We start from the raw sequence: 23,519 nt of genomic DNA, 5'->3' as shown, positions 1-23,519 counted from the left end.
ATCTTGATGATTGAATCTGTCATTGATTTTATTGAATTATATGATTTATTTTTATGATTGATTTTGATAATTTTGTGATAAATCGAATTGAAGTTTAGAAAAAGGCTATATAATATCCGACAAAATTCTAATCGTTATTTAAATCAATAATGTTGACTGCTTTCAAATAAACAAACTTGAGAAAAATGATTGATCTCTCCGTTATTCCGACATCCAGCGGCTGTTACATTTACCGCGACAAAGAGGATGAAATTATCTATATCGGCAAGGCGAAAAATCTTAAAAAACGTGTTTCCAGTTATTTTCAAAAACGGGATCTTGATCCGAAAACGCGCCTGTTGGTGAAACATATTCACTCCGTAGATTTCATTATCACCGCCAACGAAGTGGAAGCGCTGATTTTGGAAAACACGTTGATTAAAAAGCACAATCCGAAATACAATATTGATCTCAAAGACTCCAAGAGCTACGCGTTTATCCATATCAGCGGCGATGATTTCCCGCGAATCGGAATCCTCAGAAGAGCAACCGCCAAAGGAAAACTTTACGGCCCGTTCGTTTCCGCCAAAGAGCGCGACGAAATATTGGATGTCGTCAAACGAACATTCAAACTCAGATCCTGCCGAAACATGCCCAAGCGTCCCTGTCTGCGCTACCACATCGGCAACTGCATGGCACCCTGCACCGGAAACATTCCCAAAGAAGAATATAAAAAAGCAATCGATAAAGCCGACTCCGTTTTGCGCGGAAATTCCGCCGAACTTGCCGAAAAACTTCGAACGGAAATGGAAGAGTTTGCAAAGAAGCAGGAATTTGAAATCGCAAAAGACCTGCGCGATCAGATTTATGCGCTTGAATATTTGAATAACCGCCAGCATGTCGCCCGCCAAATCAATCATGATGAAGACGTGATCAACTACATCGTCCGCGACGGTAAAATTTACATCATGGTTTTCAACGTCGTCAAAGGAACATTGGTCGGCAAAGAAGAATTTTCATTTTTGTATCATCAAAATTTCCTTGAAGAATTTTTAGTGCGCTATTATTCCGGACATGAAACGCCTTCTGAAATCATTTTGCCGGACGCTTCGGAAATTCAGGAAGAAGAAGCTTACACGCGTTCCGATGATGTCGTTCTCGAAACATCTGCAGCGATTTCAAATTCAAACTTAAATTCAAACTTAAATTCAAACCCCAAAACGGAATCAAAAACAAAATCAGAAACAGATTTAAAAACAAAATCTGAATCGAAAACCGAAAATACGGGGAGTGAAAATATCAGCCGCTCTTTGATTGATTTTCTTTCTCAGCGTCACGGCAAAACCGTTAAAATCACCGTTCCGAAACGCGGCGACAAAAAAGATCTATTGCTGCTTGCCGAAAAGAATATTGAAATCGCTTTCTTCAGCGCCACTTCCAAAGTGGAAGAGCTCGGCAAACGCTTGATGCTGCCCGAGCCGCCGCGCGTGATCGAATGCTTCGACATATCACATTTGTCGGGAACGCATACAGTCGCTTCAATGGTTCAATTCCGCGACGGTAAGGCGGATAAATCCAATTACCGCCGCTTCAAAATCAAGACCGTTGACGGAATCAATGACTTCGCTTCCATCGCGGAAGTCGTCAACCGACGCTATACCCGTTTGCTTGAAGAAGAAAAGCCGCTGCCGGATTTGATTGTCATTGACGGCGGCAAAGGCCAGCTTTCATATGCCGTTGACGTACTCAAAAAACTCGGCATTAGAACGCCTGTTATTTCACTTGCCGAACGCGAAGAAGAAATCTTTGTTCCTGGACTTTCCGATCCGCTTCCGATCAAAAAGAATGAAAAAGCATCGCTTTATCTTCAGGAAATTCGTGACGAAGCACACAGATTCGCGGTTACTTTCAACAGACAGCTTCGGGAAAAAGCGCTGACGGATTGAAAAAATCATTATGAATTTATTTCATTTTTTCAGTTTTCATTTTCAGTTTTCATTTTCACTTTCTGTTTTCACTTTTTATTTTCTCAGAATCTCTTCCAAGGCGCCGCCGCGCGCGAAACGCTTCATTTTCATTTATTTTAAAAATTGCGTTCCTTGTTTTATATTATTTTATTGATTATTTTCCAAAGTCTTTTGTCATAATTATATATACTTTGAAGAATATTATTGTAATATATGCAAAGATGTCTTATCCCCGACAAAGAATACGATGCTCTTCACTACACAGAAGACATTCTCGGCGACAATTTTCAAAAACGAATTTTAACTCTTGATGATGATTATGAAGGAGCGGTGACGGCAACACTTGTCAGGCGCATTTCGGATTGTTATTCGGATGAAAATTTAGATCCGTCCGTTCAAAAAGCTGTTCTTTATGTTCACGGTTTTAATGATTATTTTTTCCAAAAAGAAGCGGCATTCAAATTCAATGAAAAAGGATACAATTTTTACGGACTTGATTTGCGCAAATGCGGCCGCTCTCATCAGTCGCATCAGAAGTTTAATGATATTCGTGATTTGCGCACTTATCATGAAGAAATTCTGGAAGCTTTGCAGATTATTTATATCGAAGGCAATGAAGATGTCATTTTAGCCGGTCACTCAATGGGCGGCTTGGTTCTCACGCTTTTTGCAAAGGATTATACGGATGACGATTTATTCGACGGTTTAATTCTCAACAGCCCGTTTTTTAATTTCAATACGGTTTTGACAAAGAAAACTTTGATTTCGGCAGCTTCGATGGCAGGCCGTTACTTCCCGAATTTGGAGGTCAATCCTGTTTTTTCGGAAGAATACGGTAAAAGCATTTACAAAGACAATCGCGGTGAATGGGATTATAATTTGGAATGGAAAAAACATACGCCGCCGAAAGTGCGTTTGGGATGGGTCCGCGCGATTTATCAAGGACAAAAAGAAATTCAAGAACGTTTTGATATCAAGCAGCCTGTTCTTATTATGTGTGCCGGCGAATCGCTGATTGATTTGGAGCAGAGAGATAAAATTCACCATACCGATATTGTTTTGGATGTACATGATATTTCCGTTATTTCAAAAAATATCCGGGGCGATGTTGATTTTGTTCCAATCGACGGCGGTATTCACGATTTGGTTTTATCAAAGGAAAATGTTCGAAAGAAAGTCTATTCAACCATGTTCGGCTGGCTTTTAAAATATGATTTTCTTTAATTTTTTATTTCATTTTCTTTAATTTCATTTTCTTTAATTTCATTTTTTGTATTTTCTTTTTGTTTTTATAATATCGGATTTCTATTTCGAAACATAATCTATTTAATAATTAATACTATTTAGGAAATCATAAAAAAAGATAAATATCGAAATGAATTTGAATTATTCAAAACAATAATGACGGGTACTCTGTCCAATATTGTTTACATGTAAAACGATTGTTTGTTTTTATTTTTTGTTTGTTTTTATTTTTAAATCAGGTTTGATTGTCATGAATCTTGTCCGAAAGTGCAGAAAATGCGGAAACTGGATCTATATTATCGATAAAGAAATCGGTGATTTGATCAAGTGCGGGCGCTGCGGAGAAGATCATCATTTGTCAAAAACGCTTTCGGATAAAGTTGTTTTGACAAGGATTTGATTTTTTGATTTAAGCCCTCTGAATTAACAACATTCTCAAACAGTCAAATATTTCATTAAATAATTCCGAATGATTTGGAGCCCTCTGAATTAACAACATTCTCAAACACAAAGCGGGCGGGTTCACGTCGATTAAAAGATTTGGAGCCCTCTGAATTAACAACATTCTCAAACTTAATCTTTCGATGACCTGGACGCTTTCGAGATTTGGAGCCCTCTGAATTAACAACATTCTCAAACTAGGAATGTTCGGAATAGTCGTTAATATAAGATTTGGAGCCCTCTGAATTAACAACATTCTCAAACGATGAAAATTACTACACCAACAGCGAAAAAGATTTGGAGCCCTCTGAATTAACAACATTCTCAAACCTCTGTTGAACTGGCTGTCTGTTGGGGTGCGATTTGGAGCCCTCTGAATTAACAACATTCTCAAACCATAATTTCCTATATTTTGCTTGTGATTTTGATTTGGAGCCCTCTGAATTAACAACATTCTCAAACGCCATGTAAAGCGAAGCGGTCAATACATCGGATTTGGAGCCCTCTGAATTAACAACATTCTCAAACCTGTCACTGGCCTCTATAATAGGCGTATCAGATTTGGAGCCCTCTGAATTAACAACATTCTCAAACGAAGACATTAAGAAAACCGGTATTTTGATGGATTTGGAGCCCTCTGAATTAACAACATTCTCAAACAGAGTTTTGGCAATTTCCGCGTCCGTCATTGATTTGGAGCCCTCTGAATTAACAACATTCTCAAACTCCGACGCTTTTTCGCTCGGCTCGTGGTCTGATTTGGAGCCCTCTGAATTAACAACATTCTCAAACGCAGCTCATCGGGTACCGGCAGAGCGACTGGATTTGGAGCCCTCTGAATTAACAACATTCTCAAACGCAGAAAGAGAAAGAAAGGCTTTGAAGAGCGATTTGGAGCCCTCTGAATTAACAACATTCTCAAACAAAAAAGAAGTAATTAAGCGCAAATCTACAGATTTGGAGCCCTCTGAATTAACAACATTCTCAAACCGCTGTTCTGCAACAAAATCGATGTTCATGGATTTGGAGCCCTCTGAATTAACAACATTCTCAAACAAATTTCATTTACGATGAATAAATCCCACAGATTTGGAGCCCTCTGAATTAACAACATTCTCAAACACATCTTTTTTCCCAAAAAGAAAAACTTATGATTTGGAGCCCTCTGAATTAACAACATTCTCAAACATACCGAATAATGAATTAACGATGGCATCAGATTTGGAGCCCTCTGAATTAACAACATTCTCAAACACAGCGCCGACCCTCTCAGTAAACTTTACGGATTTGGAGCCCTCTGAATTAACAACATTCTCAAACGACATCGTCGCAGAACTCCGAGGAGATAAAGATTTGGAGCCCTCTGAATTAACAACATTCTCAAACAAGCAGCGGCAGCAGCACAAAATTTACAAGGATTTGGAGCCCTCTGAATTAACAACATTCTCAAACTTATCAACGTGCCAACTTTGCGGGTTTCCGGATTTGGAGCCCTCTGAATTAACAACATTCTCAAACTGGCTGACGCGGGGGATTGAATCCCCCTTAGATTTGGAGCCCTCTGAATTAACAACATTCTCAAACTCTGAACGACTTTTGAACGTCTCAGGTGTGGATTTGGAGCCCTCTGAATTAACAACATTCTCAAACGCATTTTTTCAAGTGCTGATGCATCGCTGAGATTTGGAGCCCTCTGAATTAACAACATTCTCAAACCCTTCCGTTGTTTGTTTCGTTGACGGGTTTGATTTGGAGCCCTCTGAATTAACAACATTCTCAAACTAATCTAAACCAAACATCACACAGGTATCGGATTTGGAGCCCTCTGAATTAACAACATTCTCAAACAAATGCCATCCAAACGGTGTTCTAATTAATGATTTGGAGCCCTCTGAATTAACAACATTCTCAAACGGATTGTCTGCCGCTTGTGCAGCCAAATCGGATTTGGAGCCCTCTGAATTAACAACATTCTCAAACAAAGTCGCACACGGGGCGAATTTGGGCGTTGATTTGGAGCCCTCTGAATTAACAACATTCTCAAACCACGCTAACACCATTTTCATATTATTAGAAGATTTGGAGCCCTCTGAATTAACAACATTCTCAAACGTATAAGCATTAATAATATCATATAACATTGATTTGGAGCCCTCTGAATTAACAACATTCTCAAACTGATAAGTTCCTTAACTCTCCATTCAATCTGATTTGGAGCCCTCTGAATTAACAACATTCTCAAACGCGTCCATTAAGCAATCAATCACAGGAAGAGATTTGGAGCCCTCTGAATTAACAACATTCTCAAACTCATCGACAAGTTTGTTGATGAGTTTGATTGATTTGGAGCCCTCTGAATTAACAACATTCTCAAACAGTTGCTCGATTGTTGTATTTGTTTTTTGAGATTTGGAGCCCTCTGAATTAACAACATTCTCAAACGCAGAGCTGCCTAAACTGCCGGAACCGGTCGATTTGGAGCCCTCTGAATTAACAACATTCTCAAACCGCCTTGCTAGAGCCCACAACACCGGCAGAGATTTGGAGCCCTCTGAATTAACAACATTCTCAAACATCGGTCGTTACGTGGTGCCCCCTGTGTGTGATTTGGAGCCCTCTGAATTAACAACATTCTCAAACTGCACGTTCCTATCATACGCAGGGATGAGAGATTTGGAGCCCTCTGAATTAACAACATTCTCAAACACTGACACTTGCATAGTTTCACTTCCAATAGATTTGGAGCCCTCTGAATTAACAACATTCTCAAACTTCTCTTCCATTCCTATCACTTCTTCGAATGATTTGGAGCCCTCTGAATTAACAACATTCTCAAACGCAGGGGTTCGCATACAAAAGCTACTTCCCGATTTGGAGCCCTCTGAATTAACAACATTCTCAAACCGAACCCGAACCTTTCCTTTCTAGTTTTTTGATTTGGAGCCCTCTGAATTAACAACATTCTCAAACAAGAACCATTCAGATTATTTTTGCAGTCGGGATTTGGAGCCCTCTGAATTAACAACATTCTCAAACGCCGGCTCATTCGATAAATGGATTAAATCAGATTTGGAGCCCTCTGAATTAACAACATTCTCAAACGCAAGAATCGCATCGACATTCGCAAGTGAAGATTTGGAGCCCTCTGAATTAACAACATTCTCAAACTGTGTTTTAAGTTTAGAATAATTTTATTATGATTTGGAGCCCTCTGAATTAACAACATTCTCAAACCGGTAAATTATTAATAAAAATAACATAAAGGATTTGGAGCCCTCTGAATTAACAACATTCTCAAACTTATAAGCTGCATTAATCCACATAGCTAAGGATTTGGAGCCCTCTGAATTAACAACATTCTCAAACTTATAAGCTGCATTAATCCACATAGCTAAGGATTTGGAGCCCTCTGAATTAACAACATTCTCAAACTACGCCGCTGCAAAAGCGGTTGCTGAATTAGATTTGGAGCCCTCTGAATTAACAACATTCTCAAACAGACATCAAAGACAACATCCCGTATTGGTTGATTTGGAGCCCTCTGAATTAACAACATTCTCAAACTAACTGATGTTTTGCGTGGCATGATTAAATGATTTGGAGCCCTCTGAATTAACAACATTCTCAAACCGGCAACTTGACCACAAAAACAAGTTCTGAGATTTGGAGCCCTCTGAATTAACAACATTCTCAAACGTCGGGTTGTAGATTTCGATTCTGAATCGTGATTTGGAGCCCTCTGAATTAACAACATTCTCAAACAGTTTCCAGATTCTGCCGGAGGCTTACAATGATTTGGAGCCCTCTGAATTAACAACATTCTCAAACAAAGACATTCAAATTAATGTCCGGTTAAACGATTTGGAGCCCTCTGAATTAACAACATTCTCAAACTGCCCTTGCGGAAGTGGAATCTATAAAAGAGATTTGGAGCCCTCTGAATTAACAACATTCTCAAACCGCCATGTATCAGGGCGCTATTTATTATTAGATTTGGAGCCCTCTGAATTAACAACATTCTCAAACGTACAATCCCGTCACCAGCGAATACGACATGATTTGGAGCCCTCTGAATTAACAACATTCTCAAACATGGCAGCGATTGCATAAACTCTTCTCGATGATTTGGAGCCCTCTGAATTAACAACATTCTCAAACGCGAAAAGACAACTTCTTGAATCTTCGTGAGATTTGGAGCCCTCTGAATTAACAACATTCTCAAACAATACCATTTCGTTTTTCAACTCCGTTTTTGATTTGGAGCCCTCTGAATTAACAACATTCTCAAACAAGACGTGACGATGATTGCGAGGATTACGAGATTTGGAGCCCTCTGAATTAACAACATTCTCAAACGCGATGCCCCACGTTCTAAACTCATCTAAAGATTTGGAGCCCTCTGAATTAACAACATTCTCAAACACGTTTCCATTAACGGATCGGGGGGCAGCGGATTTGGAGCCCTCTGAATTAACAACATTCTCAAACCTCCTTGTTCTCGCACCCCTTTCTTACAACGATTTGGAGCCCTCTGAATTAACAACATTCTCAAACTCTTCCCGAGCAGTTCCGTTGCTTTGAGACGATTTGGAGCCCTCTGAATTAACAACATTCTCAAACAATGCTGTTATTTTTCAATTTGGGAATTTTGATTTGGAGCCCTCTGAATTAACAACATTCTCAAACGCAGGCATGTTCACACATGCTGAAAAATTAGATTTGGAGCCCTCTGAATTAACAACATTCTCAAACGAAGCTTACAACATTGTCGATGTGTATACTGATTTGGAGCCCTCTGAATTAACAACATTCTCAAACGATCACTTATCAAAAATATTTGATGACATTGATTTGGAGCCCTCTGAATTAACAACATTCTCAAACCCGCTGCCGCGTCTTCGTTGGCTTTCATTTGATTTGGAGCCCTCTGAATTAACAACATTCTCAAACCCGTTTGCATCGCCTGCGGTGGTGACGTTAGATTTGGAGCCCTCTGAATTAACAACATTCTCAAACCCGAGCGGCTGAATAATAACAATCTCAGGAGATTTGGAGCCCTCTGAATTAACAACATTCTCAAACAATCCGACAACGTCATCGCATTCGTGAACGGATTTGGAGCCCTCTGAATTAACAACATTCTCAAACGTAGCGCTGTTCAGTCGATAGAAGTAAAGTGATTTGGAGCCCTCTGAATTAACAACATTCTCAAACGTTGACGCGGTCGAGTACATCACAGTTCTTGATTTGGAGCCCTCTGAATTAACAACATTCTCAAACGTTGTCGGCCACACATCCCCCGACGATGTTGATTTGGAGCCCTCTGAATTAACAACATTCTCAAACGATGCCACATCAACGGCATCACCGAAACAGGATTTGGAGCCCTCTGAATTAACAACATTCTCAAACTCGGAATTTCCAAAAGCTCCATTCTGAGAGGATTTGGAGCCCTCTGAATTAACAACATTCTCAAACGGTTGTTGCTTCTTGGCTGTTCTGTTTTCGGATTTGGAGCCCTCTGAATTAACAACATTCTCAAACAAGTCGGACGCAATGATAATGACGCTGATGTGATTTGGAGCCCTCTGAATTAACAACATTCTCAAACAGAAAAAAATACCGAATCACGTCAGATTGAGATTTGGAGCCCTCTGAATTAACAACATTCTCAAACATCGTCCATCATGTTTTCATCTGTTTTTTAGATTTGGAGCCCTCTGAATTAACAACATTCTCAAACTTATCGCACAAATTGCAACATGTTTTCTTTGATTTGGAGCCCTCTGAATTAACAACATTCTCAAACGTGATTGATAAATGTTAAATTATAAATAAAGATTTGGAGCCCTCTGAATTAACAACATTCTCAAACTCGACTTCCGTGGTACCGGAAAGTTTCTTGGATTTGGAGCCCTCTGAATTAACAACATTCTCAAACGTTACCGTTTGTCCATACATAATCATTTAAGATTTGGAGCCCTCTGAATTAACAACATTCTCAAACGCAGTAGCAGAATCACCACCGACAATAATAGATTTGGAGCCCTCTGAATTAACAACATTCTCAAACACAATGATATAACTTCCGTCCGATAACTTTGATTTGGAGCCCTCTGAATTAACAACATTCTCAAACACCTGAACTTCTTGATATGGCATTTTCATAGATTTGGAGCCCTCTGAATTAACAACATTCTCAAACCGACATCAAACAGAAAGACGAAAGCGGCTAGATTTGGAGCCCTCTGAATTAACAACATTCTCAAACACTACCCGTCGCTGGACGACACGTCGTACGGATTTGGAGCCCTCTGAATTAACAACATTCTCAAACTAAAACCCGAATTGAGAGAAAGGGAGTCCAGATTTGGAGCCCTCTGAATTAACAACATTCTCAAACGCGTTCCATTTACCATTCTTTTAAGAACAAGATTTGGAGCCCTCTGAATTAACAACATTCTCAAACCCTGAACCAAAACAAGACTTGACAATACATGATTTGGAGCCCTCTGAATTAACAACATTCTCAAACACCGTGCAACAGCTGCAGCCCGAAGACATAGATTTGGAGCCCTCTGAATTAACAACATTCTCAAACAACGGCATTCCTCGAATACTTGAGAAAAAAGATTTGGAGCCCTCTGAATTAACAACATTCTCAAACAAATCACGGAAACAACACCTACAGAACGTCGATTTGGAGCCCTCTGAATTAACAACATTCTCAAACAACACCGCATCCGGCTCATTGCCGTACATAGATTTGGAGCCCTCTGAATTAACAACATTCTCAAACGAGGGAAGAGAATTACTAAAGAGCAGGCAAGATTTGGAGCCCTCTGAATTAACAACATTCTCAAACCTCAAATGTTGTTTCAATATATATCATTATCTTTTGCATCTGATATGGGAATTTCGCACAAATTCAAATCAATAACCCTCATTATCTCATAATCTAATCTCGGAAGTTGTCGATTCTCGATTAGCAATATTGGTTTTTTGAGATAAGTCGAATGAATATATAATTGAATAATTTCAGATTCCGTCAAAAATGATTTTAGGTTAACAAATATGAACAATTTAGTTTTACGATATTCTGAACAAATATCGATATAATCACACATTCTTTCAACTAAAGAGTTTGAAACCGAAAAATGAACACCTAAAAGTTTGAAAAGACCGACGACATCCGGAGTTTCGGATTCTAATAACAATTTTTGTCTTTCCATAATCTCCCTTACATTTTTTTCAATTTCCGAAAGAAATGTATTTGTGCTCATAAACAATTCTTCATCTAATGCATCTTTTTTCATTTCCGCATACAACTTCGTTAAAAGATCACGTTCATTCACATCGGCAGAAAAAGGATTAACGATAAGTTCAACATTATTGGTGAACGTCAGAGATTTTTCGTTTTCAAATAATTCAAACCCGCCTTCTTCATTGTTAGATTGACCCCATATTTCTCCAATCATTTTAGTCATAAAAGACGGATTTTCAATAATCAGAACATTAATACTTCCATCCTTGAATTCGATAGGCTCATCCAATTCATAATGAGTTAAAATTATAATTATTCCCCCATTTATAATATAACAAGTCTTTGCTGTGTATCAATCGTTTCTTTTTGCCCTTCGCCCACTAAGAATTCTATAGATTGATATTGGTTCTCGGAAATTACCAAAATTTGAACCAATCCTGTTTCCGGAAGATTTTTTTTCAAATTATCAATAACAGCATTTGAAGCAGTGCTGTTGAGAGCGATCTTAGAATAAACTGATTTTTGAATCATGACAAAACCTTGTGAAATTAAGTATTTCCGAAAGTATGTATACTGTCGAACATCCTTTTTCGTCAGCATCGGTAAATCAAAAAATACAATAACACGCATAAACCTGAACCTCATCCATAGAACCTCAATTTCTCGGGCTTTTTTGTATTCATCGCATCAAACACACTTCTGCAATAGATTCGAATTGCATTAATCAAATAGTTGTTTTTACTGTCAATCACAACTTCCCAATTCAAAACCTCAACAAGTTTCATTTTTTCGACAGTTCCAAGTTCAATCGGATCCATTTCAAGAACACATTTATCAATTAAAGGACGAAACGGTTCCATTAAATCGCTTCCGAGATTAAACGGATTAAAAGTATTGTCGTGAAAAATTCCCAATTGGGTAAAATAGCCAGCAGCTGTAATTTCTCGATTGAATGCAGATAATAAAACAGCATAACCATAATTCATGCAAGCATTGGCTGTATTTTCATTCCTTCTTGAAAAATCCATTCCGTATAAAGCATTAAAGTAAACTTTTGCGGCATGTCCTTCACGATTCGTTGAATCATGCGGCTGAACTTCATCAATGTATGACTCAAGAAGTTCAGCTTGCCGATTTAAACGATATTCAGAAAGTAAACCTGCTTGTTTTCGAATTTTATCTTTTACAATTTCAGCCCAAACAATTCCGGCAGTTTCCAAATCCCATCCGATTTGAGTTCGAAGTTTATCTGTTGTGTCATGTGACCCGTAAAAAGGCAACAATTCCCCATACGGATTTCTTTTTTCATCACAAAAAATGACTTTAATTTTTCTTTTAGACAATTCACAAAGAAGCGCAGCTGTAAGAGATACGGATGTATTTTCAATCATCAGAACCGCTATTTCCGAGAGATGCACTCGCCGAAGCTGTTCTCCCCTTATTACAATATGGTTCAGCTTCAAATCAAGTTTACATACACTGCTGATAACGACAATTCTCCAAGTCATAATTCTTTGAGGTTTATTTCATTTTCAAATAATCCGGAGGGGGATTGATGAATCAATTTAACATCCCATTTTAAAGGATTACTGAGTTCAATTCTGCCGGTTGCTTTACATCCGATTGCAGATAAATCTGCACGCGCAGGCTTACAAGAAAATATTTTAAGTATCTCATTAAGTACTTTCACTTGTGTTTCAATATCTTTACTTTCAAATACTTCTTTTGCATCGGTTAATTGGTTTTTCACATTTTCATAAAAAGGCGCATTATAAGCTGAACCGAATTTTTTGAGCAATTCCTCATACAAACGGATATTTGATTCAGAGTTGAGGTTGTAAAGATTTGGAGTTTTTCTCTCCTTAATTGACTCTGCATATTTTGAAATTTCTTTACAATAAATTTCATCATACTGTGATAATATGAGCTGAGTTCCGCACGTAAAATCAGAACGACCTGCAATGAACAATTTAAAATCAGCAATTTTAAATGTCATTCCCTTTTTTATTTTGTTTAATACAATTTTTGGCTCATTATATCCTTCCGAAATAAAATAATTTAAAATATCTTGTTCGGAATTTTTTAATGCAGCATAAACCGGAACAGCTTCGAGTTTCCGTTCGATTTTTTTACCTTTTTTATAATCAATTAAGACGAAATAAGCAAATTCAGTTCCTGTATATCCACCGTATTTTTCCGGAGATAAATCTTTTTTTAATGGGTTTAACTTTGACCCCTCATATTTTTTTTGAGGCGTAATCTTGAATAACATACCGCTATCTTCATGAACGAATTTGGTAAACAAAATATTGTTGCGCTTCATATATTTCTGAACTGTTGCGATCGTTCCTTGGGGGCCTGCCGTCCATGCTTGCACATCACCACGTTTAACATCCTCCGAAAACAATGTTCGAAGATTGTAATGACCTCCGCCCGTGATGAAATTTTTCGGATCTTTCGTGAATTTTGTATTGTAAACATTTCCGACAACAATATTCAGATAAGCGTCTTTTGCATGGTGATAATCATTAACAGAGCGGCATTTGATAAACTTCAATGATTCTTCTGAATCTGATTTCTTAGAACCGTTATTGCCGTTTCTGAAATCGCTGACAGTATTTGCTTTTACATAAACAACTTCCGTTTTGTGATCAAAAATTGTTTCTAATATTTTTGAAACGGCTTTGACAGATTGACTTGTTTCAACTAATTGACGATTTATAAATCCGCTCAGCTCATCATCTTCAAATTCATGAATTCTGATTAAGCGATCATATTTCTCTTTCGTGATGAAACCTTTATCTTTTAAAGTTGTCCAAAACGTTTTCATTTTGTTCTGCCATTCAGGTTTGAGCGGATAATCTTTACCCTTTTCCTGATTGTGTTTTGAACAGACAAGTGCAAAATTATTGTGGATACTGTCATCCATTTTTAAAGATCTCGGGTGGATGTGGTCTATGTCATAGCGCCTGCTGTTTTTGTTCCCAAGGTCGTTTAAATCGATTTTTTCGCCGCAATACATACATTTTCCTTGCTGCGAATAATACAAAAATAAATCTTTCCGGCGAAGTCTGCCTTCATCTTCTTTATTCAATGCTTCAATCAGCTCATTGTTTCCTTCGCTGCATTTTTTATATGCTTCCGACAATTTGTTTTTTCTTGAAACAGTTCTCTTGCTTTCCTGATTTTCACGTGTCGTTTCAATGAAAACTTTAACAGGAGGATGTTCTGTCACTTTTAAAATATCTTCTATAATTCGAAGCGTTCTCCAAATGCCGCGTTTAACAGGCGGGGAAACATACAAATCCTCAACCAAATCGTAAGTTATACGTTTGCCTGAAACATTTGTTTCGTTCAGCTTATCAATTTCCTTTTTGAAGCCGTAATCATCTGAAAGCAGTTCCATCAAATTCAGAGAAGTGTTCTCAAGAGCTTCTAAAATATTCATATCTCTGCCGTCAATCGGCGCGTAAACTCCCGTCAAAAACTCTTCAGATAAACGTCCCCAATCTTTGAATCGAATATTTGACAGTTTTTCGATTTGTTCACTCGTTAGTTTGTCGGAATAATCCTTTTCAAGTTTCTTTTTCAGCCGGGATCGCTCATCCCCGAAAACTGTAATAGTCCGAATGATTTCCTCAGCTATATTGCGATTCATATCTTGCCCTAAAATCTCTTTCAATTGAATTTCAGATTTTAGGGAAGACTTTATACCATCATCAACTCCGGAAAGTTCGATCTCATCATAAACCTTGGAAAATTTTCCATTTTTGGTGATATATAATTCAATCTTTTTCTTGGTAACTTTTGTTGAACCTGATTTTTCAAATATATCACTTATCATTTTGTGTTTTAGGGATGGACTCACTTTAAAAAGTCGTTCACCATTGATTTTCAAAGTATTCAGCTCATTATAAAGCATATATCTTTGATACATCAGCGAAGATTTCGGAACAACTTTTTTGTCGGGCAAATAAGTACAATTACCGATTAAGCGGTTCATGAATTCGTTTCCGCTTTTGTCCAAATCTACTTTGTCTTCAAAATTCCAAGGCGTAATCGGCCCGTCTTCTTTTCTGACAAGCCATGCTTTATTTGACTTCATGAAAGGATTCGCTTGCAAAGGTCCGACATAATATGGAATTCTGAATGTTCCGAGTTTTTCGATTTTTTCTGCCGGATTAAATCCTGTCTCATCTGTTTCTTTCAAAAACGGATAATAATTTGATGCGGTATTTAAAATAGTCTTTAATTCATGAATATGTAAAGCATTCGGGAACAGACTGTTGTCTTTGTTTGTCTGCTTCGGCATAAAAGTGTCATCAACAATTCTTTTTACCAAATCAGGATATTTGTCTTGGAAATCTTGTTGAGCTAATTCCTCTTTCAAAACATTTCTTAAATATTTACAGAAATCATTTTGAGTACAGAATTGGTATTCAGAATTATTTTTTTGATTATTTTTAGAAAATTTAGAATATTTTGAATAAGCGGTATAGTTGAAGAGTCCTTTTGAATCTGATTTAAACATTTCTTTATATTTTTCAGGATTTTCTTTTAAGATTGATTTCAAAAGTTTAAGATCTGCCTCATGCTGTTCATAACTTGCAACTTTTGATTTTGAAATGCTGTGATATTCACCAAGAATATCGGAAAGCAATGCCCAATCGTAAACCGCTTTGGCGCAATCCAAAACTTCTGTTTTTTCAAAATATCTATTTTCATATTCTGCTCTTTTTTCATCATAATCTGTGTTTTTAAATGATAATGATAACTTAGAGTCTTCATTGTCGATTTCAAATAATTTGTCTAAATTTGCCGTACCGCCTGAAATTAAACTGCAAAATTCTTTTACGGTATTCGAAGATTCCTCATCAACGATAATTTTTTGCAGCTCTCTTTTTTTCTCGTTTACGCCAAGGTTTTTGTTTGTGAGAATTTCTTTTACATCATTATTGATTCCTGCAGATTCTATTTCAGTTCCGCATTCCTGATTGAGAGTTTCAATTAATTTTGTAAATATTTCGTCAAATTCCGGAAGTTCCCCGTTTGAAAGACCTTCGAATAAAAAGTGCCCTCTGTATTTGACAATATGATGACATGCCAAATACAGCAGCCGAATGTCCGGTTTTTCATTTACTCCCATCAAATCATTTCTGAGGTGGTAAATCGTCGGATATTTTTTGAAATACTCTTTGTCTTTAAATGACGGGTCATTAAAAAGCGTATCATGGTTTTTATTTGCCCGATCTTCGACGTGGAAACGACTTTCTTTAAGTCTTTCAAAGAATAAGGGATCGGTTTTGTTCATTTCATCTCTGAAAATATCTTGCAGAAGCTTTATTCTCTGTTTCCTTCTTTCCAATCTTCTGCGTGCTGTTCGATGAGTTCTGCGTTCTTCTGCGGTTTTGCCTTGATCAAAAAGATGAATGCCCCACATCGCTTTACCATTAAAATTCAAAATATTGTAATTTTTGTCAGTAACAGCCCAGCCGACAGAATCAGTACCGATATCCAAACCCAAATAGTAATCATCAAAAACTTTTTTCACCATATTATAAACCCCAACGTAACTATAAATTAAAACTGTAATCATTAATCAAGAGCAAATTATATATACAATTCGCTTCATTATGAAAGGTAACAACATGAGTTCAAATAAGGCTTTAGCCGAAACCGTCATTCTTTGAATGACTCCGCATTGGCGGGATTTTATTCTAATTCTATTACTTATTAATGATTCAGAGTTATTTTCTGAAAACAATATTCTCAACTTTTTTTTTGAAAAATTTTGCAAAGCGTGAGCTGTTGTCTTATGCTTATAGTATATTGTTTAAATTTAATCTGCCAGGACCTTATTTTCAATTGTTGAAATTCAACAACAAAATGAATAAACACATAGGATTTCTCTCTCCAAAACCCCTTATCCAAATCAATCCCACTTTCATAATCCTCAATTTTACTTAACGGAGACTTAATATTTCAAAATCTCCTTATTACATTTCACTTGTTGATTTTACAAATGAATTGTTTTGAAAATAATTGTTTTGAAACGGGGGATTTAAAAGAATGTGCTGGACAACACCGAAACCTGAATCTAATGCCGAAAAGCCTCTTTACGTTTGTGTTTTATCGAATACCAAAACTTCGCAGATTCCCGGCCTTTCCGCCGCCGGAAAAACTGCGGAACTGACCGTTTACACGCCGGCCGGCGACAGCGAACTGATGCACACAGGAAACATCATCAGCGTTCCTGTCATGCCCATGACGCCGCCTTATGACACGCCGACACCTGCCGTTATCACAAAATCCGCGCTGAACCTGACAAAAGTGCCGCACGTTTTTGTCAACGCCGGCTTAATGATTTTGCCCGACGATTCCATTCCAATGCACAACGTCGGTGCCGAAGTCGGCGAAGATATCACGACGGGAATTGCCGTTCACAATCCGCGGGTGATTTTTGACAACGCGAAAAAAATCGGTTACGAAATTGCGCCGACCACCGATCACCCGATCATCGGCGAAAGCATTCCGGGCGGCACGACAACCGCGATGGGCGTATTAATCGCGCTCGGCTACAATGCCCGTGTCAGCAGCAGCGCCGACATTAATCCTGTTGAACTGAAATGCAAAGTCGTCAGCGACGCGATGAAAAAGAATAATATTATTGTCGGCAGCTTAAGAACCGATCCGCTCAGAGCAGTCGAACTTCTCGGCGATCCGATGATGCCTGCCGTTGCAGGTTTGATCGCAGGATTCAAAGAGTACGATCCCGGCATGAATATTATCATGGCCGGCGGCACTCAAATGGCAGCCGTTTACGCCGTTGCAAAACACATGGGCGTCAATCTTGACAATGTCGATTTGGCGACAACAAGATACGTCATGGAAGATGAAACCGCCAACTTCGCCGACCTCTCCAAAGATCTCGGCTTCAAAGCTTACATTTCCGATCCGGGTTTCGGCAAATCCAAACTTCCCGGCATTCAAAGATATGATACGGGAACAATCAAAGAAGGCGCGGGTGCCGGCGGCGCCATGTATCTCGCCAATTTAATGGGCTTTTCCGACGACGAATTCAGAGAAGAAGTCGAAAATGTTTGTTCAGTTTTGAAAGCGGGAGCAGTCTAATCCAAATTTTGCTCGGCTTCGCCTCACAAAATTTCAGATTGGCGGGGGGAGAGAGGTGTTTGTTTGCAGTTGGAGGGAGGTGTTTGTTTGCAGTTGGAGGGAGGTGTTTATGAAAAATCGCTGCGCGATTTTTCCGGCTTTGCCGCTTACAGCCGCCTTCCCGCGCGCAATCGCACAATTTTTCAAAAAATTACCGAAAACAATCCTCGTTTTTTCAAAATAATTGCAAAAAAACAGCATCATTTTTCAAAAAAAGTTACAGAAAACGCAATCCCATTTTCAAAAAAAATAAATCCCCGTTTTTCAAAAAAAATAAAGTAAATCCCGTTTTTTAAATCCGCAAAATAAAAAATGAAAATCAGTCATCCAAACTTTCATCCATCCATTTTTTGAATCCCGGATTATAATCTCTGATTCTCAGTTTCACGATTACAGGCGTCTCATACGGATGTTTCTTTAAAATGAAAGACTTGGCTTTTTTCCATTTATCTTCTCTTGTCTTAAAAAAGACGCCGAACTCTTTTCCTTCATAGACGCGCTTATTCCAAGTATAAATCGCATCATGCTCGCTGATGTTGGCGCAGACAACCAATTTCTTTTCAATCAGTTTCTCAGTAATCGGCACGACCGTCGCTTTAGACGGAAATGTCGCATACATAAAAATATATTGATTCTTCTTTTCAGACTTTTTTTCAGACTTCTTTTTCGTTCCGGACACGTTTTCACCACCATTTTTTAACACAATCACAAAAATACAAATATACATTAAAAAACCAATAAATCTTAAAAATCTCTTAACAAACACGAGGAATCGGATCTCCGGTCGGCACATCCACATAACGCGTGCTTCCGAGTTCCGATACCAAAATGACTTTTCCCGGCTTATCTTCCGTCACTTCGCCGACGACGGCCGCATCTTTACCGTACGGATGACTTCTCAAAAGCTCAAGAACAGCTTTTGCGCATTCCGGACGAACGCCGATAACGGCTTTTCCTTCATTGGCGATTTCAAGAGGGTCCAAGCCCAGCATTTCACAAGACGTAAAAACCGCTTCCCGAATCGGAAGTTCCTTTTCATAAACGCGAATTCCGACATTGCTCTTTTGAGCCATCTCATTCAGCGAATCGGCAACGCCGCCGCGCGTCGGATCTTTCATCGCGGTCACCGCCCGCTCTCCCGTTTCGGTTCGAACTTCTAAAATCGGTTCAATCATTTTCCAAAGCGGCGCCGTATCGGATTCCAAGTCCGAATTAAATTCAAACCCTTCCCTTTTCGTCAGAAGCGCCATTCCGTGATCGGCAATGTATCCCGAAATAATGATTTTGTCGCCGATTTGAAGACCGCAGTCGCGAACAGGCGTATCGCAAATGCCGATTGCCGCAATATTGATCATGATCGAATCCAAAGCCGTTCCTTCAACGGTTTTCGTATCTCCCGTGATCAAAGGAACCCCGATTTCCAAAAGCGCGGCATTCATGGATTCGACAACCTTCTTCAAATCCGGTATGCTGAAGCCTTCGGGAATGATCATGCCGCTGCTGACGGCAAGCGGGCGCGCGCCCATGACGGCCAGATCGTTGATTGCGCCGCAAATCGCGACTTTTCCAATGTCGCCGCCCGGAAAAAAGATCGGCTTAACGACATGGCTGTCCGTTGTCATCACGAGTTCGGCATTTTGATTCTTGTTCAAAAAATCGCGGTCAAGTTCAATTGTCGCCCCGTCATCCAACGAATCCAAACCGACAGAACCGGCTTTCGTATTTGTAAAATTCTTTAAAATAATATCGCCGATCAGCGCCTGCATTTGCTGGCCGCCCGCTCCATGTTCCATCGAAATTTTATTTTCTTTCGCCATTTTTTACCCGCCCCGATTTCGCGATTTTCCGCTTAATATATATTTTATATATGTGTCCTATTTGTTATTTAATCTTTTGAAGTTAAAATTTTGAAATCAAGAATGAATGCTTTCGATAGCGTTTTACTTCAAAAAATTGTTTAAATTGATATATTCAAAATATTTTACAAAATGTTAAAAAATTAATTTTAAATTGTTTGAATTGTTGAATTAAATTGTTTGAATTGTTGAATTAAATTGTTTGAATTGAATTGTTTGAATTGAATTGTTTGAATTGAATTGTTTGAATTGAATTGTTTGAATTGAATTGTTTGAATTGAAAAGTTTGCGTTTAATTGATTATTGATATTTAATTGATTATTGCATTAATTGCCGTTTTTCTTTTCAAGCATTTCGTTTTCAATCGTTTTGACCCAAACCTCAACCGTTTCTTCCTGCTTTTTAGATGTCAGAAGAATCGGAATCTTATCATTCAAGAATTTAACGTCTCTTATCATCGTTTCCGGATCCACGCCGACCGCTTCGGCAATGTCAATCTTGTTGATGACCGCCAAATCGGACGTTTTGAAAATAACCGGATGTTTTAAAACAATGTCATCGCCTTCACTGACGCTGACAACAACGATTTTCATATCTTCGCCGAGATCAAAGTCGGTCGGGCAAATCAAATTGCCGACATTTTCAATAAATAAAATATCGTAGCCGCTCAAATCATTCTTTTTGAGCAAATCATTCACGATGTGCGCGTCCAAATGACATTCCTTTCCCGTATTTGCCGGAATCGTTTTCACGCCTAACTTTTCAAAGCGTGACGCATCCATATCGGCAATCACGTCGCCCGCAATTGCCGCAATCTTATATTTGCCGCCGAGCGCTTTGATCGCTTCTTCAATCAAAGTCGTCTTTCCGGAGCCGATAGCGCCCATAATATTGACGGAAAAAACGCCCGCTTTTTTGAGAACTTCACGATTTTTATCCGCAAGCTTTCTGTTTTCCTTGAAAACATCATGACCGATGTTAATAATATGTCCCGTCGCCAAAAAATAATTCCACATGTTTTATCCCTCTTTGTTTTTCTTTATTTACATCTTGTTTTTCTTAATTTTCTCTGGTTTTTTCTTTCTTTTCTGTTTTGATTTGTATTAATAAAATAATAAGAAATTAAATCATTGATAAATAATTAAAAATAATTAACAAAATAATTCACATTTTAATCATTTCTCAGTCGATATCAATCGAATCAACAACAAGCTCCGTTCCGCCGATGACTTCCACGTTTTTTCCGCAAAGCGGGCAAACAAGCGACACCAAATATTCAAGCATGTCCGAATCATCTTCCGTTTCGGAAATATTCGGTTTTCCAAAATAGCCGCACAAGCATTTGATTTCCGGATCAACATATTCAAATGAATAAGAAGCATTTTCCGCAATCGTTCCTTCACTGACGGATTTTAAACTGAATTCAAGCTGCACCGGATTCACATGCGCGATCCGCCCGACTTTAACGCTGATCTGATTCACGATTTTCGCGTCATTGTCTTTTGCCGCTGTCAAAACACTTTCCATCAAGTCGATCGCTAAAGAATATTCGTGCATTTTTGTTCTCCGATTTTACCGTTTTCTGTCCTTTTTGCTGCTTTGCTGTTTCTTTAACTGCCTTTTTTGCTGCCGGTTTTACTGTTCTTTTCGATTGATTTTTGATTAATCGCGGCAGTATTTGTACCAGCTGTGACACATTCCCTCATCGCTGACCATACACGGTCCGATCGGATTTGTCGGCTTGCAGGCTTTTTCAAACATTGGGCAGTCGGCAGGCGTTGCTTTTCCGGTCAAAATCGTTGCGCAAATACAGTTCTTCTTTTTCTTGCTGCGGATTTCACGCAATTTGTTCAAATCGTCTTCATAGACTTCTTTGTATTTTATCGCCGCGTCATGCTCTTTGTATTCTTCTTTCAAGCGGTAGCCGGAGCCCGGAATGATTCCGAGGCCGCGCCATTCGACATCAACAATATCAAAAACGTCTTCCATCATTTTGATCGCAATCGGGTTGCCTTCTGTTTTCACGGCGCGCATATACGCGTTTTCAACCGTTGACGTTCCTCCCGCTAATTGATCCAAAAGCATTTTGATGCCGAGCAGAATATCATATGATTCAAAACCGGCAACCGCAATCGGATATCCTTTCTTCGCGAAATCCTCGTAAGGAACGGTTCCGGTAATGACGGCAACGTGACCGGGCGCGATAAACGCATCTACATTAATATCCTGAACAAGCAAATTGATTGCGGGAGGCGTTAATTTAAGCGATGTATAAATTGAAAAATTCGCAGGCAAACCGCGGCGCACGGCAGCGGCTGTTGTCGGAATCGTTGTTTCAAAACCGATTGAAAAGAAAACGACTTCTTTTTCGGGATTTTCCGCGGCGAATTTGATCGCGTCGTCAATTGAATAAACCATGCGGACATCAGCACCTTCGGCGCGCGCGTCAAATAAACTTTCTTCCGTTCCCGGAACGCGGAGCATATCTCCGAATGTGACAACAGTGAAGCCTTTTTTTGCCAAAAGAATCGCGGCGTCAATATCATCATCGGGCGTCACGCAAACCGGACAGCCCGGACCGCTGAGAACTTCGATTCTGCCGGGAAGCAAACTGCGGATGCCGTATTTGGCAATCGTTCGCTCATGCGTGCCGCAAATGTGCATGATTCGCGCCGGTTTCGGATAAGCTGAAATGTTTTCAATCAGTTTTTTCTGAACTTCGACCGGATTTTTAACAAACGGATCCTGTTTTGTCGTCATGTTTTCCCCTGTCCTCTCCATTACGCGCCGATTTCACGATCAAATTCTTCATTTGCCGCCATCAATTCTTCAAAAGCTTCGGCAGTCAAACGCGCTTCTTCTTCTGTAATAATTGAAATCGCGTAGCCGACATGAACCAAAACGTGGTCGCCGACATTTAATTCGGACGCGCCGCCGAGCAAATCTAAATTAACCTCTCTGAAAACGCCGCCGAAATCAACTTCAGCTTTGTTTTCCTCAATAATTTTGGAAATTTTTCCGGGAATTGCAATACACATGTTTTTTCGCCTCTCTTCTTTTTTCGTTTTTGGATTCGTTTTTGTTTGTAATTAAATTAAATGATTAAATGTGTCGTTTCTTTCATCCTATAAATAAATCTATGGTCTTGAAATGCTGATTCTGCCTGAAATGATGTTTTACAGACCTCTTCTTTTCGTTTTAACAATTTTAATTTTATTTGTCGCGCATTTTTCATAATTTTATTACTTAATTATTGTTAGTTTTCAGAATTTTCAATTTTTTCAGGATTTTCAATTTTTTTAGATTGTTTAGATTTTTCAGAATTTTGGTTTTTCATAATTTATTACTTTTAATTATTGTTTGTTTTCAGAATTTTCAATTTTTTTAGAATTTTCAATTTTTTTAGAATTTTCAAATTTTTTATTTTCAAATTTTTTATTTTCAAATTTTTTAATTTCATTTCTCAGTTTTTATTTTTTTAATTTCTCTTTTTATTTTCTTTTTAATTCTCATAAATTTCATAATTCATAATTTCATTTTAATTTGTCATATTATAATGAGTATTTTGACCATTTATTATCATCATCTTTCATTACA

At 38.5% G+C, this 23,519-nt stretch carries 15 protein-coding genes and 1 CRISPR repeat array; of the genes, 5 read left to right on the top strand and 10 right to left on the bottom strand.

The features are described from left to right. Positions 1 to 185: 185 nt before the first annotated feature. From uvrC to MmiHf6_RS02480, 3 genes are all read left to right on the top strand, one after another. Positions 186 to 1,925 carry an excinuclease ABC subunit UvrC gene (gene uvrC, locus MmiHf6_RS02490; RefSeq protein ID WP_316558131.1) on the top strand — a complete coding sequence of 580 codons (1,740 nt, stop codon included), beginning with the start codon at positions 186 to 188 and terminating at the stop codon, positions 1,923 to 1,925. A 234-nt stretch (positions 1,926 to 2,159) separates the two neighbouring features. After that, positions 2,160 to 3,170: an alpha/beta fold hydrolase gene (locus tag MmiHf6_RS02485; protein ID WP_316558130.1), complete on the top strand. Its 1,011-nt coding sequence runs from the start codon at positions 2,160 to 2,162 to the stop codon at positions 3,168 to 3,170. 271 nt (positions 3,171 to 3,441) lie between these two features. Beyond that, entirely contained in the window at positions 3,442 to 3,591 is a 150-nt protein-coding gene (locus MmiHf6_RS02480) for a hypothetical protein (RefSeq protein WP_316558129.1), read from the top strand. A 5-nt stretch (positions 3,592 to 3,596) separates the two neighbouring features. Beyond that, positions 3,597 to 10,497: a CRISPR direct-repeat array (repeat unit 36 nt; unit sequence GATTTGGAGCCCTCTGAATTAACAACATTCTCAAAC). A gap of 13 nt (positions 10,498 to 10,510) precedes the next feature. Here the strand turns inward: MmiHf6_RS02480 and csn2 are convergent. Genes csn2 through cas9 form a run of 4 tightly spaced genes read right to left on the bottom strand, consistent with a single transcriptional unit; the run spans position 10,511 to position 16,450 of the window. Next, positions 10,511 to 11,203: a type II-A CRISPR-associated protein Csn2 gene (gene csn2, locus MmiHf6_RS02475; protein ID WP_316558639.1), complete on the bottom strand. Its 693-nt coding sequence runs from the start codon at positions 11,201 to 11,203 to the stop codon at positions 10,511 to 10,513. Positions 11,204 to 11,220: 17 nt separating this feature from the next. Continuing rightward, positions 11,221 to 11,526, bottom strand: coding sequence for a CRISPR-associated endonuclease Cas2 (gene cas2 / locus MmiHf6_RS02470; protein WP_316558128.1), 306 nt, complete (start codon positions 11,524 to 11,526; stop codon positions 11,221 to 11,223). 11 nt (positions 11,527 to 11,537) lie between these two features. Further along, the gene (gene cas1 / locus MmiHf6_RS02465) at positions 11,538 to 12,404 is read right to left on the bottom strand and encodes a type II CRISPR-associated endonuclease Cas1 (protein ID WP_316558127.1); all 867 of its coding nucleotides are present in this window, start codon (positions 12,402 to 12,404) and stop codon (positions 11,538 to 11,540) included. Further along, the gene (gene cas9 / locus MmiHf6_RS02460; RefSeq protein ID WP_316558126.1) at positions 12,401 to 16,450 is read right to left on the bottom strand and encodes a type II CRISPR RNA-guided endonuclease Cas9; all 4,050 of its coding nucleotides are present in this window, start codon (positions 16,448 to 16,450) and stop codon (positions 12,401 to 12,403) included. The genes cas1 and cas9 overlap by 4 nt, the downstream gene beginning before the upstream one ends. 515 nt (positions 16,451 to 16,965) lie before the next feature. Here cas9 and cobT point away from each other — a divergent pair. Together cobT and MmiHf6_RS02450 are read left to right on the top strand one after the other, a co-directional pair. Next, complete coding sequence (gene cobT, locus MmiHf6_RS02455; protein WP_316558125.1) at positions 16,966 to 18,027, top strand: nicotinate mononucleotide-dependent phosphoribosyltransferase CobT; 1,062 nt, start codon at positions 16,966 to 16,968, stop codon at positions 18,025 to 18,027. Between the two features lie 55 nt (positions 18,028 to 18,082). Then, positions 18,083 to 18,250, top strand: coding sequence for a hypothetical protein (locus tag MmiHf6_RS02450; protein ID WP_316558124.1), 168 nt, complete (start codon positions 18,083 to 18,085; stop codon positions 18,248 to 18,250). Positions 18,251 to 18,385: 135 nt separating this feature from the next. Here MmiHf6_RS02450 and cutA read toward each other — a convergent pair whose 3' ends face one another. The 6 genes from cutA to MmiHf6_RS02420 form a co-directional block, all read right to left on the bottom strand. Next, positions 18,386 to 18,745: a divalent cation tolerance protein CutA gene (cutA, locus tag MmiHf6_RS02445; protein WP_316558123.1), complete on the bottom strand. Its 360-nt coding sequence runs from the start codon at positions 18,743 to 18,745 to the stop codon at positions 18,386 to 18,388. 76 nt (positions 18,746 to 18,821) lie between these two features. Further along, positions 18,822 to 19,883 carry a hydrogenase expression/formation protein HypE gene (gene hypE, locus MmiHf6_RS02440; RefSeq protein WP_316558122.1) on the bottom strand — a complete coding sequence of 354 codons (1,062 nt, stop codon included), beginning with the start codon at positions 19,881 to 19,883 and terminating at the stop codon, positions 18,822 to 18,824. A gap of 365 nt (positions 19,884 to 20,248) precedes the next feature. Further along, complete coding sequence (gene hypB, locus MmiHf6_RS02435; RefSeq protein ID WP_316558121.1) at positions 20,249 to 20,938, bottom strand: hydrogenase nickel incorporation protein HypB; 690 nt, start codon at positions 20,936 to 20,938, stop codon at positions 20,249 to 20,251. Positions 20,939 to 21,104: 166 nt separating this feature from the next. Further along, positions 21,105 to 21,479, bottom strand: coding sequence for a hydrogenase/urease maturation nickel metallochaperone HypA (locus MmiHf6_RS02430; RefSeq protein WP_316558120.1), 375 nt, complete (start codon positions 21,477 to 21,479; stop codon positions 21,105 to 21,107). 105 nt (positions 21,480 to 21,584) lie between these two features. Continuing rightward, positions 21,585 to 22,682, bottom strand: a complete 1,098-nt coding sequence (hypD, locus tag MmiHf6_RS02425; protein ID WP_316558119.1) for a hydrogenase formation protein HypD — start codon at positions 22,680 to 22,682, stop codon at positions 21,585 to 21,587. Positions 22,683 to 22,702: 20 nt separating this feature from the next. After that, complete coding sequence (locus MmiHf6_RS02420; protein WP_316558118.1) at positions 22,703 to 22,960, bottom strand: HypC/HybG/HupF family hydrogenase formation chaperone; 258 nt, start codon at positions 22,958 to 22,960, stop codon at positions 22,703 to 22,705. Positions 22,961 to 23,519 lie beyond the last annotated feature (559 nt).

Origin of the sequence: Methanimicrococcus hongohii (assembly GCF_032594095.1) — an archaeon.
GTDB lineage: Archaea > Halobacteriota > Methanosarcinia > Methanosarcinales > Methanosarcinaceae > Methanimicrococcus > Methanimicrococcus hongohii.
Note: the sequence above shows the minus strand (reverse complement) of the source record. Positions and strands in the feature narration are given on the sequence as shown.